Source organism: Cryobacterium sp. MP_M3 (genome assembly GCF_015752155.1).
Taxonomy (GTDB): domain Bacteria; phylum Actinomycetota; class Actinomycetes; order Actinomycetales; family Microbacteriaceae; genus Cryobacterium.
Genome location: NZ_JADOVI010000011.1, coordinates 123,854 through 138,277 on the forward strand (window position 1 = coordinate 123,854; position 14,424 = coordinate 138,277).

Annotated in this window: 12 protein-coding genes, 2 tRNA genes and 1 pseudogene; 9 read left to right on the forward strand and 6 right to left on the reverse strand. The window is 66.8% G+C overall.

The annotated features are described in order from the left end of the window. The first annotated feature begins 63 nt into the window (after window positions 1-63). The 3 genes from IWX89_RS13465 (at window position 64) to IWX89_RS13475 (ending at window position 2,977) form a co-directional block, all read left to right on the forward strand. Window positions 64-879 carry a D-alanyl-D-alanine carboxypeptidase family protein gene (locus IWX89_RS13465; protein ID WP_307836563.1) on the forward strand — a complete coding sequence of 272 codons (816 nt, stop codon included), beginning with the start codon at window positions 64-66 and terminating at the stop codon, window positions 877-879. Between the two features lie 147 nt (window positions 880-1,026). Further along, entirely contained in the window at window positions 1,027-2,127 is a 1,101-nt protein-coding gene (locus tag IWX89_RS13470; protein WP_196904054.1) for an amidase domain-containing protein, read from the forward strand. 103 nt (window positions 2,128-2,230) lie between these two features. Then, a complete protein-coding gene (locus tag IWX89_RS13475; protein WP_196904055.1) occupies window positions 2,231-2,977 on the forward strand; it encodes an amidase domain-containing protein in 747 nt (248 codons plus the stop codon). Window positions 2,978-3,068: 91 nt separating this feature from the next. On the opposite strand, the gene pgm is transcribed toward IWX89_RS13475, so the two are convergent. Continuing rightward, window positions 3,069-4,685: a phosphoglucomutase (alpha-D-glucose-1,6-bisphosphate-dependent) gene (gene pgm, locus IWX89_RS13480; RefSeq protein WP_196904056.1), complete on the reverse strand. Its 1,617-nt coding sequence runs from the start codon at window positions 4,683-4,685 to the stop codon at window positions 3,069-3,071. 36 nt (window positions 4,686-4,721) lie between these two features. On the opposite strand from pgm, the gene pheA reads away from it, so the two are divergent. After that, the gene (gene pheA / locus IWX89_RS13485) at window positions 4,722-5,669 is read left to right on the forward strand and encodes a prephenate dehydratase (protein ID WP_196904057.1); all 948 of its coding nucleotides are present in this window, start codon (window positions 4,722-4,724) and stop codon (window positions 5,667-5,669) included. On the opposite strand, the gene IWX89_RS13490 is transcribed toward pheA, so the two are convergent. Further along, entirely contained in the window at window positions 5,666-6,661 is a 996-nt protein-coding gene (locus tag IWX89_RS13490) for a diacylglycerol kinase family protein (protein ID WP_196904058.1), read from the reverse strand. The genes pheA and IWX89_RS13490 overlap by 4 nt on opposite strands. Before the next feature lie 49 nt (window positions 6,662-6,710). Between IWX89_RS13490 and serS the strand changes: the two genes are divergently transcribed. The 5 genes from serS to IWX89_RS13515 all read left to right on the forward strand — a co-directional run bounded on the left by serS (window position 6,711) and on the right by IWX89_RS13515 (window position 10,501). Continuing rightward, on the forward strand, window positions 6,711-7,976 hold the full coding sequence (gene serS, locus IWX89_RS13495) for a serine--tRNA ligase (protein ID WP_196904059.1): 1,266 nt from the start codon (window positions 6,711-6,713) through the stop codon (window positions 7,974-7,976). After that, complete coding sequence (locus tag IWX89_RS13500) at window positions 7,973-8,812, forward strand: HAD-IIB family hydrolase (RefSeq protein ID WP_307836564.1); 840 nt, start codon at window positions 7,973-7,975, stop codon at window positions 8,810-8,812. Before serS ends, IWX89_RS13500 begins: the two co-directional genes overlap by 4 nt. Window positions 8,813-8,930: 118 nt before the next feature. Then, window positions 8,931-9,015, forward strand: a tRNA-Ser gene (locus IWX89_RS13505). Between the two features lie 41 nt (window positions 9,016-9,056). Then, a complete protein-coding gene (locus IWX89_RS13510) occupies window positions 9,057-10,325 on the forward strand; it encodes an LCP family protein (RefSeq protein ID WP_196904060.1) in 1,269 nt (422 codons plus the stop codon). An 85-nt stretch (window positions 10,326-10,410) separates the two neighbouring features. Beyond that, window positions 10,411-10,501: transfer RNA gene (locus IWX89_RS13515), tRNA-Ser, on the forward strand. Between the two features lie 13 nt (window positions 10,502-10,514). On the opposite strand, the gene IWX89_RS13520 is transcribed toward IWX89_RS13515, so the two are convergent. From IWX89_RS13520 to IWX89_RS18580, 4 genes and pseudogenes are all read right to left on the reverse strand, one after another. After that, window positions 10,515-11,528, reverse strand: coding sequence for a site-specific integrase (locus tag IWX89_RS13520; protein WP_196904061.1), 1,014 nt, complete (start codon window positions 11,526-11,528; stop codon window positions 10,515-10,517). Between the two features lie 328 nt (window positions 11,529-11,856). Further along, window positions 11,857-12,237 (reverse strand): VOC family protein, encoded by a 381-nt coding sequence (locus IWX89_RS13525; protein ID WP_196904062.1) that lies wholly within the window; start codon window positions 12,235-12,237, stop codon window positions 11,857-11,859. Between the two features lie 1,952 nt (window positions 12,238-14,189). Beyond that, window positions 14,190-14,240 (reverse strand): annotated as a pseudogene (locus tag IWX89_RS19135) (BBE domain-containing protein); the annotation flags it as partial. Further along, window positions 14,239-14,424, reverse strand: a 186-nt coding sequence (locus tag IWX89_RS18580; protein ID WP_231383277.1) for a hypothetical protein, incomplete at its 5' end; no start/stop codon positions are given. The gene IWX89_RS18580 and the pseudogene IWX89_RS19135, both read right to left, overlap by 2 nt.

The window sequence follows — 14,424 nt, forward strand, 5'->3', positions numbered from 1 at the left end:
CAGCAACCAGGGGTGTCGTGGTCCGTGCGGAGGCGGCGCATTGTTGCGCTGACCGTTGTGGCCGTGCTTCTCGCCGGTGGCGCGCTCGCGATCGGCACGGTTTCCGGGCGGGCGGCAACATCCCTGACCGGGGCGGTGACGAGGACCGGCCACCAGGCCGCTCCGCCGAAGGCTCCGACGTCACTGCCGATGCCCACTCCGCAGCCCACGTCGACCGGGCCGGCCCGGCCGTCTCCGACAGGTTCGCAGCCTCCGGCCGTCGTGCCCACCTTCAATCGGTCCGCCCGGTCGATCGACGACCCCACCAGCCTGTGGGCCGTCGTCGACAAGGTCCGGCCGTTGCAGCCCGCCGACTACACCCCGCCCGACCTGGTCGAGGTTCCGGTTCCGCACGTCTGGCAGCCGATGCTGCGCGCGGAGGCCTCGAACGCCGTCGTCGCGATGTTCGCCGCCTTCACGGCGGAAACCGGCCTGCAGCTCCAGTCCCAGAGTTCCTATCGCAGCTACGGCACCCAGGTCGACGTCTACAACCAGGACGTGGCGGCCAACGGTCAGGCCTTCGCCGACACGAGCACGGCGCGCCCCGGAACCAGCGAGCACCAGACCGGCCTGGCCATCGACATCAGCGCGCTGCCGGGCAACTGCTCGCTCGATCCCTGCTTCGGCGCCACCCCGCACGGCCAGTGGCTGGCGCAGAACGCCTGGCGCTTCGGGTTCCTGTTGCGGTACCCCGCCGACAAGGTCCCGATCACCGGCTACGGCTACGAGCCCTGGCATTTCCGGTATATCGGAGCCGACCTCGCGACCGAGATGCACAACACGGGAGTGACCACCCTCGAGGAGTTCTTCGGGCTGCCTGCAGCGCCCGGCTACAACTGATCTGCTGCGCGTGCACGGGTTTCGGATGCCTCGCACAGGCTTCTGCCATCCGGGCGTGATTGGGTCTTGGGTCCCCTCAAGCTACCCAGAAACGATTTTGTGCGCCCCGAACCAAACAATGAACCCCGTATCCGTTCCCGCCACCGCGTGGAGAAGCCAGCGAGAACCCGGCACGCCCTGCTCGCCGGAAGCGCCGCGGCGGCCTGTGCCGCCGTGGCGATCTCGGTAGGTTTCGCCACCGGCGGCAGTGCCATCGGCGCCGCCGCACCGTCGCCCACCCGTGCCGCTCCCGCCGCCGCCGCTCCCGCGGTGCCGGTCGAACAGCCGAAACCGGTCGTGCGCAGCAGCATCAGCGCCTCCGACGGTGCGTCGGTCGGCCCGGTCACCGGCGGCACAACCGTGACCGTGAGCGGAAACGACCTGGCCGGAGTGGCGAGCGTGACCTTCGGCGGGAACGCCGGCGCGGTGGTCTCGGCCACCGAGACCACCGTCACCATCACCACCCCGCCCGCGACAGACCTGGACACAGGCCCGGTCGCGGTCGAACTCTTCGACGCCACGGGCGCCACAGTGCCGATCGACGCGGCCGGAACGGATGCCCCCGCCCCGGCTTCCGCGGCTGCTGCCGCGGGGTCGGCCGTCGCCTCGGTTCCCGCGCCCGGTTCTGCCGCTCCCGGTTCTGCCGCTCCCGCAGCACCGGTCCGGACCGCTCCTGCGCCGTCGCCGGCTGCAGCCCCGGCCGCCGGTGGCGCCGCCTCGCTCACCTTCAACTACGTGCCTGACCCGAGGGTCACCGCGCAGACGACGTACGCGCTGGCCCACTGGGACGACTACAACACCGACGAGTACGGCTCCATCGGCGGCAACGACTGCGTCAACTTCACCAGCCAGTCCCTCGTGGCCCGGGGATGGGCCATGGACGCCGACTGGTCGTTCGACACGGGCAGCCTCCAATACAGCCCGGCCTGGGCGAGCTCGACCGCCTTCGCCGCCTACCTGGCCGCCCACCCGGAGCGGGCCACCCCACTCTCCGACACGCAGCGCAACCTCGTCAAGGTCGGCGACATCGTGCAATTCGACTGGGACGACTCCGGCGACGAGGACCACACCGGCATCGTGACCCGAGTCGAGAAGACCGGGCAGTCGGCTCGGATCTATTACGCAGGTCACACGTCGAATACCGACTACGAGTCGGTGGACGAGTCGCTCCGGAACGGCGGGACGGTCTCGTTCTGGAGTGTCAAGTAGTCCCTGGTCCCGGTGCCGCCTCACGGCCGGGCACAGTGAAATTCACTGGTAAATGTGCTTGTCTGGACGTATCCCCCCCCAAAGAATTGAGATATTTGTGTTGTTGACCCGGCGTTTCCGCATCGGCGTAGTCGTGCTGGTGCTCGGCGGCCTTGTCGCCGGAACGGCGGCGGTCGCCTCCCTCGGCGGCGACGCACCGTCGTCCGCCGCCCGGGCCGCGAGTGCGCGTGACACCGTGACCGGCAAGGGCTCGGCGTCCAAGGCCCCGACCGCCACGCCGCGGGCCGCCCCGGCCGACGCCGGCGCACCGGTTGCCGTCGAGCAGCCGAAACCGGCCCCGGTGGCGCCCGTCGCCCCCGCGGCGCCGGCCACGCCCGGCGTCGAGGCGCAGGTGGCCTACATGCTCGCGCACTGGAGCAGCTACAACACCGCCGACTACGGCGTCATCGCCGACAACGACTGCGTCAACTTCACCAGCCAGTCCCTGATCCAGCGCGGCTGGGAAATGGACGACGCCTGGTGGTCGAAAGGCAAGGGCGGCTCGTTCACGCACTCGGCGGCCTGGATCAGCTCCACCGCCATGATGAAGTACCTCGCCAGCTCCGGCAGGGCGACCGCCCTCACCGATGACCAGCGCGACGAGGTCAAGGTCGGCGACATCGCCCAGTTCGACTGGGACAACTCGGGCGACCGCGACCACACCGGTGTCGTCACCCGGATCGAAGGCTCCGGCGACAACATCGAGATCTTCTACGCCGGCCACACCGACGACACCGATTTCCGTTCGGTCGACTACGCGATCACCGAGAAGCACCCGGGCGCGACCGCGTACTACTGGAGCATTCCCTAACCACCGCGCGCAGCGCGGGGACGAACCGGATGCCGCCGCCCGCGTCCGCCGGCTGGCGAACCCGGGCGACGGCATCCGTCACCTGTCCGGGCTAGGCGATCGCCGCGTCAACGATCGCCTTCGCCTCGATCTGCACCTGGCGCAGGTGCTCCTCGCCCTTGAACGACTCGGCGTAGATCTTGTAGACGTCTTCGGTGCCGCTCGGCCGGGCCGCGAACCAGGCGTTCTCGGTGACGACCTTGACCCCCCCGATCGCAGCCCCGTTGCCGGGGGCGTGGCTGAGCTTGGCGATGATCTTCTCGCCGGCGAGCTCGGTGGCCGTGATCGCCTCACCATCGAGCTTGCCGAGCTGCGCCTTCTGCGCCGGCGTGGCCGCGGCATCCACCCGGGCATAGGCGGGGGAGCCGAAGTGCTCGGCGAGCTCGGCGTAGCGCTGGCTGGGCGACTTGCCGGTCACGGCGAGGATCTCCGAGGCGAGCAGGGCCAGCAGGATGCCGTCCTTGTCCGTGGTCCAGACGGTGCCGTCGAAGCGGACGAAGCTCGCGCCGGCGCTCTCCTCGCCGCCGAACGCGACGGACCCGTCGATCAGGCCGGGCACGAACCACTTGAAGCCGACGGGCACCTCCCAGAGGTCCCGGCCGAGGAAGCCGGCTACCCGGTCGATCATGGTCGACGAGACGAGTGTCTTGCCGATCTGGGCATCCGCACGCCAGCCCTCGCGGTGGCTGTACAGGTAGTCGATGGCGACGGCCAGGAAATGGTTGGGATTCATCAGCCCGGCATCCGGCGTCACGATGCCGTGGCGATCGGCGTCGGCGTCGTTGCCGGTGAGGATGTCGTAATCGTCCTTGTGGGTGAGCACCGAGGCCATCGCGGACGGGCTCGACGGATCCATCCGGATCTTGCCGTCCCAGTCCACGGTCATGAAGCGCCAGGTCGGGTCGACCTTGGGGTTGACGACGGTCAGGTTGAGCTCGTAGCGGTCGCGGATGGCGCCCCAGTAGCCGACGCTCGCCCCGCCCAGCGGGTCGGCGCCGATCCGGATGCCGCTCGCCTTGATCGCGGCCATGTCGATGATGTTCTCGAGGTCGTCGACGTAGTGCCCGCGGAAGTCGTAGGTCTCGACCGCGCTCGGCTCGCTCATCTTCACGTCGCGGAGTCCGCCGGCGATGAGCTCGTTGGCGCGATTCGCGATCCACGAGGTGGCGTCGCTGTCGGCCGGCCCGCCATGCGGCGGGTTGTACTTGAATCCGCCGTCGGAGGGCGGGTTGTGGCTCGGGGTGACCACGATCCCGTCGGCCTCGTCGCTGTTTCCGGCCCGGTTGTAGGCGAGGATCGCGTGCGAGAGGGACGGCGTGGGCACGTAGTCGTCGAACTCGTCGACGAGAACGCGGACGCCGTTGGCGACGAGCACCTCGAGCGCGGTCGTGTAGGCCGGGCCGCTCAGCGCGTGCGGGTCGGTGCCGATGAAGAGGGGCCCGGTGATGCCCTGCGCCGCGCGGTACTCCACGATCGCCTGGGTTGTCGCGATGATGTGGTCCTCGTTGAAGGCCGTGTTCAGGGAACTTCCCCGATGGCCTGAGGTGCCGAAGGCGACCCGCTGGGCGGGCACCGAGACATCCGGTTTCAGGTCGTAATACGCCTTCACCAGCGCGTCGACGTCGATCAGGTCAGATTCCTGGGCCGGGGTGCCCGCTTGTGCTGTCATGGGACCCAGTCTTGCACTGCAAGTAGGCTGTGAGCCATGTCCGAGACGCGCAATGTCAGCTACAGCTTCCTCGGCCCCGCCGGCACGTTCACCGAAGCGGCGCTCGCGCAGGTCCCGGAGGCCCGGGGGAAGGCATGGCGCGCGGTCAACAACGTGGGAGAGGCCCTCGCCGACGTCGTTTCCGGGCGCAGCGTCGCCGCGATGATCGCCATCGAGAACTCCGTCGACGGCGGCGTGTCCGCCACCCAGGACGCCCTCGCGAACGTGCCGAACCTGCGCATCATCGGCGAATACCTCGTGCCGGTGAACTTCGTGCTGGTGGCCAGGCCCGGAACGGCCCTCGCCGATGTGCGGGTCGTCAACGCGCACCCGGTCGCCTACGCCCAGTGCCGCAACTGGCTCGAAGCGACGCTGCCGCACCACGGCCACATCCCGGCGTCGAGCAACGTGACCGCCGCGTCGTCCCTGCTCGACAACGACCTGGCGGATGCCGCGATCGCGCCGCCGGGCATCGACAACCGCTATGACCTGGCCGTGCTCGCGACCGGGATCGGGGACAACCCGAACGCGGTGACCCGGTTCGTGCTCGTCGGCAGGCGTGGGGACCTCCCTGCCCGGACCGGCGCCGACAAGACCAGCGTGATCGTCGAGCTCCCCGAGGACCGCCCCGGCTCGCTGCTGGACATGCTCGAGCAGTTCGCCACCCGGGGAGTCAACCTCAGCCTGATCCAGTCCCGGCCGATCGGCGACGCGATGGGACGGTACCGGTTCGTGATCGACGCCGACGGCCACATCCGGGACGAACGCGTCGCCGACGCGCTGCTCGGACTGCGCCGGTTCAGCCCGAAGGTGCTGTTCCTCGGCTCGTATCCGCGAGCCGACAAGCAGCCGATCGAGTTCACCTCGCGCTACGACGACGACGTGTTCATCGGCGCCAGGGAATGGTTGAAGGAACTGATCGGCGACGATCCGTCCGGCACTTAGGCCGCGACCGGCATCCGCACCGTCAGGGAGCCTGGGTCGGCGCGGAACGACGCCGCACGCACGGTGCCGAACTCGTCGCCGTCGATCTCGAACTCCTGCGGGTGCTCGAGCACGATCCGGATGCCGGCCCCGCGCAGCGTCGTCATCACCCGCTCGTTGCTCGATTCGGTGCGGTCGATGATCCGCCGTCCCGCAGCCGAATGGCGAAGCACCCCGTTCTCCCAGGTCACCCGGCGCCAGATCGCGAGCCAGCCGAGGAAGCCCTTCGGCTGCAGCACCGCGATGTCGAGGATGCCGTCGTCGATGCGGGCGTCCGGCAGGAACTGCATGTTCCCGGGCAGCAGGCCGCAGTTGGCGACCAGGATGGTGCTCACGTGCGCCGGCCGGTCGGTGCGCCCTTCCACGCTGTACCGGATCCGGAACGGTTTTGCCGTGGGGATGACCCTGGCGCCCGCGTCGACGTAGGCGAGCCAGCCCACCCGTTTCTTCAGGTCGGCGCTGGTGCTGGCGATCATCCGGGCGTCCAGGCCGATCCCCGCCATCACGAGAAAGGCGTGCTCGATGGCGGCGCCCGACTCGGTCGTGACGTTCGCCACCCCGACGTCGACGGCCTTGTCGACCCCGGTGAACGCGATCGCGGCCGACTCGTCGAGGCTCGACAGCGGCAGCTTCAGATTGCGGGCCAGGAGGTTCCCGGTGCCGGCCGGCACGATGGCAAGTGCGATCCCGGTGCGGCGGAGCACCTCCGCCACCGCGCGGACAGTGCCGTCGCCGCCGGCCGCGATCACGACGGATGCCCCCTGTTCCACGGCGAGCCGGGCCGCTTCGGTGCCCGGATCGTCCAGGGACGTCGGGAACCAGAGGCTCTCCTCCCAGCCCGCGGCGGACGCGGCTCCCGCCACGCTCAGCCTCAATTTCGCCAGGTCGACCTTGATCGGGTTGTAGACGACGGCAGCGCGCAGAACTCTTTCGGTCTGACCGGGAGTATTCACGGGGCAAGGCTAGCAAGGTGCCCCGGCGGGCGCTTGTAGACTGGCCAGCGTGATTGATCCTGTGCTGCTGCGAGAGAATCCCGACCTCATCAAGCGTTCTCAGACGGCGCGCGGTGCGTCCGTCGATGCGGTTGACCGTGCCCTCGAGGCCGACACCGAACGGAGGGCGTCGATCCGGGCGTTCGAAGACCTCCGCGCGACGCAGAACCAGTTCGGCAAGCGCGTCGCATCCGCCCCTGCCGCGGAGAAGAAGGCGCTCGTCGCCGAAGCCCAGGCCCTCGCGGCGCAGGTGAAGGCCGCCGGCGTGGCAGCGGGCGACGCCGAGACGGCGTTCACCTCGGTGGTGCGCACGATCGCGAATCCGATCATCGACGGGGTCCCGGCCGGCGGGGAAGACAACTTCGTCACCCTCCGCACCCACGGCGAGGTTCCCGCATTCGACTTCGAGCCGCGCGACCACCTCGAGCTCGGCGAACTCCTCGGCGCGATCGACATGGCCCGCGGCGCCAAGGTCTCCGGCTCGCGCTTCTACTTCCTCAAGGGGATCGGCGCGCGCCTCGAGATCGCGCTGATGAACATGGCCCTCGACCGTGCCCTCGCGGCCGGTTTCATCCCGCTGATCACCCCCACCCTCGTGCGCCCCGAGATCATGGACGGCACCGGCTTCCTCGGGGAACATGCCGACGAGATCTACTACCTGCCCGCGGACGAGCTCTACCTCACCGGAACGAGCGAGGTCGCGCTCGCCGGCTACCACTCCGACGAGATCCTCGATCTGGCCGGCGGGCCGCTCCGCTACGCGGGCTGGTCGACCTGCTACCGGCGCGAGGCCGGGTCGGGCGGCAAGGACACCCGCGGCATCATCCGGGTGCACCAGTTCAACAAGCTCGAGATGTTCGCCTACGTGCTGCCCGAGAACGCCGAGGCCGAACACGACCGCCTCGTGGCCCTTCAGGAGGACATGCTCCAGTCGCTCGGACTGAGCTACCGCGTGATCGACGTCGCCGCCGGCGACCTCGGGTCGAGCGCGGCGCGCAAGTTCGACATCGAGGCGTGGGTGCCCACCCAGAACGCCTACCGCGAACTCACCAGTACGAGCAACTGCACCACCTACCAGGCCAGGCGCCTGGACATCCGTTACCGCACCGAGTCCGGCAAAACGGCCCCCGTGGCCACCCTCAACGGCACCCTGGCGACCACCCGCTGGATCGTCGCGATGCTGGAGACCCACCAGCAGGCCGACGGTTCGGTGCTCATCCCCGAGGCCCTGCGGCCCTGGCTGGGCGGCCTCACCGTGATCGAGCCCACGCCGTGAGCCTCGGTGCGGAGACCGTGACCGGGCAGGGCACAACGGATGCGCCCTGGCTGGTGGCCCTCGACATCGACGGCACGACCATGCACGAGGACGGCACGATCAGCGAGCGCGTGCTCGACCAGGTGCGGCGCCTGGACGCGGCCGGCCACGAGATCATGCTCGCCACGGGGCGGTCGGCCGCGACCACGCTGCCGGTGCTCGACCGCCTCGAGATCGCCCCGCGCTTCGTCGTCTGCTCCAACGGTGCGATCACGCTGCACCGCGACCCCGACTCGCCCACCGGCTACCGGCGCGAGTGGGTCGAGACCTTCGACCCCACCGAGGTTCTCCTCTCGATCAAGTCGCATCTGACCACCGCCCGCTACGCCGTCGAGGACGAGCACGGCTACTACCGCTACACCGAGCCGTTCCCCGACGCGACCATCGGACTCGACAGCGAGCACGTCGACTTCGACGACCTCCTGCGCCATGCGGCCACCAGGGTCGTGGTGATCTCGCCCGACCACGACATGGACGACTTCCTCCGCGTCGTCGACCGGATGGGCCTCAACCGGGTGAGCTACGCGATCGGCTGGACCGCGTGGCTGGACATTGCCCCCGACGGAGTGAACAAGGCCACCGCGATGGAACGGGTGCGTGCCGAGATCGGCATCCCCCGGGACCGGGTGATGGCCGTCGGCGACGGGCGCAACGACATCGAGCTTCTGCAGTGGGCGGCCGTCCACGGCCGCGGGGTTGCGATGGGGCAGGCGCCGGACGAGGTCATCGCCGCGGCCGGTGAGACCACCGGGGCCGTTCAGGACGACGGCCTCGCGTTCGTGCTGAGCAGTCTGTAGCCTCACCCAGCCGCCTGCCAGCATCCGCTGGCATTCTGGATGGTGGCTCATCGGATAGAATCGGTCGGTATTCGCCTGTGTCGATCGTGTGCTCCCTGCACGCTCGCCCAGCGAACAGGGAGGGCTGTCCGAGCGGCCGATGGAGCCAGTCTTGAAAACTGGTGGGCAGAGATGTCTCGTGGGTTCGAATCCCACGCCCTCCGCACCTGGATGCTGCACGCCGGCACACGACGAAGGGACCTGAGTGAGCGACCAATTGCGGCCCCGCTCGACACGGTCGCGAGCGCTTGCGACCTTCGCCAGGCACGGCCGGCTGAGAAGGTCCAACCCGGTCGTCACCGTGGTGAAATTCCTCGCCGCGGCCCTGGCCGTCGTGCTCGTCAGCGGGGTGTCCGTAGCCGCCCTCGCCACCTACGACGTCGCCGCGAGCGTGCAGGCGCCGGTCCACCTGACCAATGAGACGAAGGGGCCGGTGCCTCAGATCGGCGCAATCCCCGGCGGGGTCAATCTCCTGGTGGTCGGGAGCGACACCCGGAAAGGCCAGGATCCGGTCTTCGGCCCGGAAGATTCCACCGGCGACCTCAACGACGTGACGATGCTGCTCCACATCTCGGAAGACCACACGAACGCTTCCGTGATCAGTTTCCCCCGCGACATGTTCGTCCCCATCCCCGCATGCCCCGACCCGAGCGGCGGCACCTTCGACTCGATGAGCCGTCAGAAGATCAACACGACCCTCACCTACGGCGGGCTGGCCTGCACGGTTCTGACCGTGGAGAAGCTGACCGGCCTGAGCATCCCCTACGCCGCGGAGGTGCAGTTCAGCGGTGTCATGGCCATGTCCACCGCCGTCGGTGGGGTGCCGGTCTGCGTGGCGGAGGAGATCCAGGACGATCACACCGACACCTACCTGACCCCCGGGATGCACACGCTCGAGGGGGTTGCGGCCCTGCAGTTCCTGCGCACACGACACGGGGTGGGTGACGGGAGTGACCTCACCAGGATCAACAACCAGCAGGTGTTCATGTCCGCGCTGGTGCGCACGGTGAAGAGCGCATCGACACTGTCGGATCCGCTCAAGGTGTACTCGCTGGCCAAGGCCGTGACCGCCAACATGCAACTCTCCACGAACCTCAACAATGTGTCGACGATCGCGTCGATCGCCGTGGCGCTCAAGGACATCGACCTCAACAAGGTCGCATTCGTCCAGGTTCCCACCGGTGCCGCCACCGGGGGCGTCATCCCGTTGCAGCCGGACTTCGACGACCTGTTCACGGCCGTCGCAGCCGACCAGCCGCTGCAATTGGGCGGCAGCACCGGGCGCGGCGCGACCCTGGACCCGTCCGCGACGCCCGCGCCGACCGACCCGGCAGTCGAGGCGCCGACGGACCCGAACGCCACACCCGATCCGGCCGCGACGACACCGGGGGTCACCGTGCTCCCCGATTCGGTGACCGGGCAGACGGCTGGGGAACTGACCTGTTCCGTCGGCCGCACCCTCGAGAACCAGTAGCAATCGGGCATCCGGGGCCGGTGTTCAATCGGATGCCGCTTGTGAGGTTATGATTGCTGAGGTGTGTTTGCATTGCAGGCACCAAGGAGACGTCGCATAGTACGGCTTAGTGCACCACCCTGCTAAGGTGGAGTACCCTTCACGGGGTACCGTGGGTTCAAATCCCACCGTCTCCGCTCGTTTTTTCCGCTACATCCCAGTGTTTTCAAGGGATGTGGGGGTTTTTTCTTGGCCGGAATGCTCCCGTGGCAACATTTTGGCAACATTCGAAAACGTGGCGGCCTGATTCAGTAGCGTGGCAACGGCGTCGAGGTCGGCATCGAAGAGGTCCGCGTAAATGTCCAGGGTCATCGCCGCAGAGGCGTGACCGAGTGTCCGCTGCACCGATTTCACGTTTGCGCCGACGCTGACCGCGAGACTCGCGGCCGTGTGCCGGAGGTCGTGGAGAGTCATCTGAGGCAGGCCCGCGGTCGTTAGTGCGGTCAGAAACCAGCTCCGGGTCCCCACGCTCACCCGGGTGCGCTTGGGGTGCTGCCCGAACCGGTCCGAAAAGACCAAGTCGGTCGGCTGCTTTCCCGCGCAGGAGTCGGCGAGTCCCGGGGTCAGGAATTCAGGGAAGGGGACCGAGCGTCGTTTCGATGCCTTCGGCGACCCGATTTCGATGCGTCCACCGACTTCGACCGCGTTCCGGTTGATGTTGATTCGGCGCCGGGCCAGGTCCAGGTCCCGCACCTCGAGGCCGATTGCCTCGCCCCAGCGCAGCCCGCAGTAAGCCTGCACGAGGACGAGGGTGGACCGATCGCCAGAGGCTCGCGCCAGAGCGGCGACCTGGCCGTGGCTCAGGTACAGGTGGTCCTTCTGCACCTTCCGGGGCAGGTTGACACCGCGGGCCGGGTTCGAGCTGATCCGTCGGTCCTTGACCGCGATGTCTAGGAGCGCAGCGAGGACCCCATATGCGCGGAGCACGGTCGTGGCTCCCTTGCGGCCCGTCATTTCTGTCACCCACGCCTGAACTTCGCTGTGCCGAATGGTTCCCACAGCACGCATTCCCCAGGTGGGTTCGACATACAACCGCCACGCGGATTCGACCGGTCGGAGGCTCGAGGGTTTTAGGTGTGACTGGTGGGCCAACCACTCCGTGCCGAGCGTGCCCACGGCTGCCCGCGCCGCCGTTGCATTAATGAACTCGCTGGCAGGATACATTCAGCATCTCTGAAAATCGCCGGGACCGAAGCCAAGAACAGAAGTTCAAGGCAGCATCACAAGGTGGCCGTGATGCGCCACCCCTTGACGCGGAAACCACCCAACGTTCAGCCCCGGCAGCCGACACCGCAGTCACCCGATGTCCGCATTGCCCGCCGGCTCCGATTCACAAGACGCCGCCGCGTACCCGTCAACAGCCGCCAGTTCTCGGCCCATCCGAACCCGGGCGAGGACGACTGCGAACGGCTTCGAGCCGCGCTGGGCGGCAAGAGCGTACAAATGTCTACGTGCCGGCTCGTAGTCGACTGTTGAGCGTGGGTTGTTGGGGTTACTGGCGCTGGAAGATGTTGAGAATGTTTCCCTCGCTATCTGTGAACCAAGCAGCTTTCCCGACCGGGGTCGTCGCGATGCCGTTCTCAGTCTTGAGGCCGGGAAAGTCGTATTCCTCGAAGACGATGCCACGGCCTTGGAGATCCTCGACCTCCGCGGTGATGTTGTCGGTTCCCCAGCCCATCTGAGTGTTCTTTGCGGTGCCCGCATTGTCGGTCTTGTAAAGCAGGAAGGCCGTTCCGTTCCCGCAGCGGTAGAGGAGGTTTTCCTCATCCATTACGTCCGCGGGCTCGAGTCTAAGCACGTCCCGATAGAAGTTTCTGGCCCTGACCATGTCCTTCGCTGGAAGGACCGCCATGATGTCAAGTTGCTTGAGCATGCTGATTTCTCCTCCTTGGCACTGATTGTGTTACTTTTCCCCGACGGCAGTGCCCGCACGGTGGATTACCGATTGTCTTTTGGGACCTGGCCACCGGCTTTTCGGCCACGGGCCGGGACAGTCGCTGGGGAGTTCTTCGGTGGGGTTTGAGGGTCAGCCGGATCGAGAGTCTTCACAGCGTTCATGCCGCCATTATGACCACGATTGGGGTCCTCGGATACGGGTGTAGCCGGGACCCGACTTGAGGGCATGTGCGTGTCCCGACACGCGCTGATCTGTGGAAACACGCGGTTGCGAGACCCCGGCAGTTGGTGATTCCGCGGCGGCCAATCTCGATCGGATGTCTCATTGCTCTCTGCGTGAAAGACAGTGAAGATGCTCCGAGCGCTTACGAGCTCAGGAGTGCGACCAAGGATTCACCGGGCTCTGGCCGGCTCCTGACTCTCGTGTGGTTGCTTGGTCGGTCGGGGGCGTCGATGACTTGTGTTCGCCGATGGTCACTAAACCATGGATGCTGTTTGCAGAGAGAGTGAGCTGAGCGAGCCACACTTGATTGATTGAGTACGGGCCGCCAGAAAATTCGAAATATATCGGAGCTGCAGGACTAATCCAGGTGGAGCTGCGGCCACCGCCCGACTCCGCGGTATTGCACCAGGACAGCAGAAAGCTCTCGCCACGTCGGAGTTTCTGGATCATCACAATCTGTAGATGAGCCAGGGTTCGATCCTCGAATTGGATCCTCACCCGGTCGTACGTCAGTGTGCCCACGATGAGTCGCCTTCGTAGTGAAGCATGGCGTTGCAGTTGGAATCGGAATGACCCGATCGGCGAATGCGACGGGTTCGAAGAGGACCAACCTCAACCTACTCTGTCCGGGTCCGAGCGGTGGTCCTCTGGTGATGAGTGATTCCATACGTGGAAACCTTTGAGCGCGAAGGCCCGCGGTACGGCGGGCGTACACTCAGCGGCAGGAACGAACCACGTCGCGGAGATTGGGCTGACGCTGAGTGTTGGCAAACGGAAGGTGGGCAACATGAGTGGGGACTCGGACGAGTGCGTTCAGGGGAATGAGCGGGGGCCAGTTGTCCCGGCCCCGTTGGACCGCTGGCGAGCCTTGCCGGCTCGGGTGCCAGTGGAGGAGCTGAGCACGTCCTCGCCGGCTTCGGCTGTACCGGACCCTGAGGGTGGCAGAAACCCCGACAATGACTGGGTGCTGAGGGGCGTGTGAACCGGCACATGCATGCCCGCAGTTGGAGGGGCGGCTATGGTGCGTTGTCGGGGTGGGGCTATGGTTTCACTCCGGGCCGCAGCTTCCGGGTGAACGGGGCCGACCAGGGTCACGACCCGTCCTGACCGACAGTGAACTGCTCTGCCTCGTCCTCGCCGAACACGTGCTCGGCATCGCCTCAGGAGCATGTTCCTGACTCTGCCCGACAACCCGGGTAGGCAAACGCGTCCGCTAATCCAGCGAGCTCCTCTCGTCGTCAGCACCGGACTCGCGCCTCGGGCTGCAGATCCTGGTCGTCTTGGAGGCGCCGGGCGCGGAGCCACACGTCGTTGGGCTGTTCATCCATTTCGTCTTGGCCGTGCCGCTCAAAGTCGGACTAATATGACGTCATACTGCGCGTGAAAATCCGCGCCAGGGCGACAACCCGAATGTCACCCTGGCTCGGCCTCCAATTTCGCGTCGTTGCCCAGTCGGCGAAAAAATGGTCGTGCACGTACGAGAACCTTGCACCCAAATTTAATACTGAACGCCCGGTCCCGCAACGGAAAATCATCATTTCGGGGGACATGACGCGGCCCAGTCCACCGTGAGGGGGAACGGCATTCGGCATTTTTCTAGCGTTCCGAATATGACTCTCGAGTTCACTCTTGAGCTCGTGTCGAAGCACACGTGCCCAGCCGAACAGCCACTGCGACAAAATGGTGTTTTACTTGGGCGTCGTTGGCTACGGAATGATGTTGTGGTTCAGTCGAAAGAAGTTGTTTGGGTCGTATTTACGACCAGGGGTCCGCGCTCGTCGCGTTCGACGGCGAGGACATACCCCGTGGTGTGCGGTACTCCTGCGACGGGATCAACACCCACCGCTGAATATTGGCTTCGATGGGCACCACCCCTGGTGCGAGTGAGCCCCACTGTTCAGATTCGTGATTCGTATCGTTCAGCCCCACCACCGGCGTGGT

Bases quoted from the DNA above. Each gene is read 5' to 3' on its own strand.
- pheA (WP_196904057.1), top strand. From the start codon at position 4,722: ATGTCCGAGACGCGCAATGTCAGCTACAGCTTCCTCGGCCCCGCCGGC.
- IWX89_RS13525 (WP_196904062.1), bottom strand. From the start codon at position 12,237: ATGCTCAAGCAACTTGACATCATGGCGGTCCTTCCAGCGAAGGACATG.
- IWX89_RS13520 (WP_196904061.1), bottom strand. From the start codon at position 11,528: ATGTATCCTGCCAGCGAGTTCATTAATGCAACGGCGGCGCGGGCAGCC.
- pgm (WP_196904056.1), bottom strand. From the start codon at position 4,685: ATGACAGCACAAGCGGGCACCCCGGCCCAGGAATCTGACCTGATCGAC.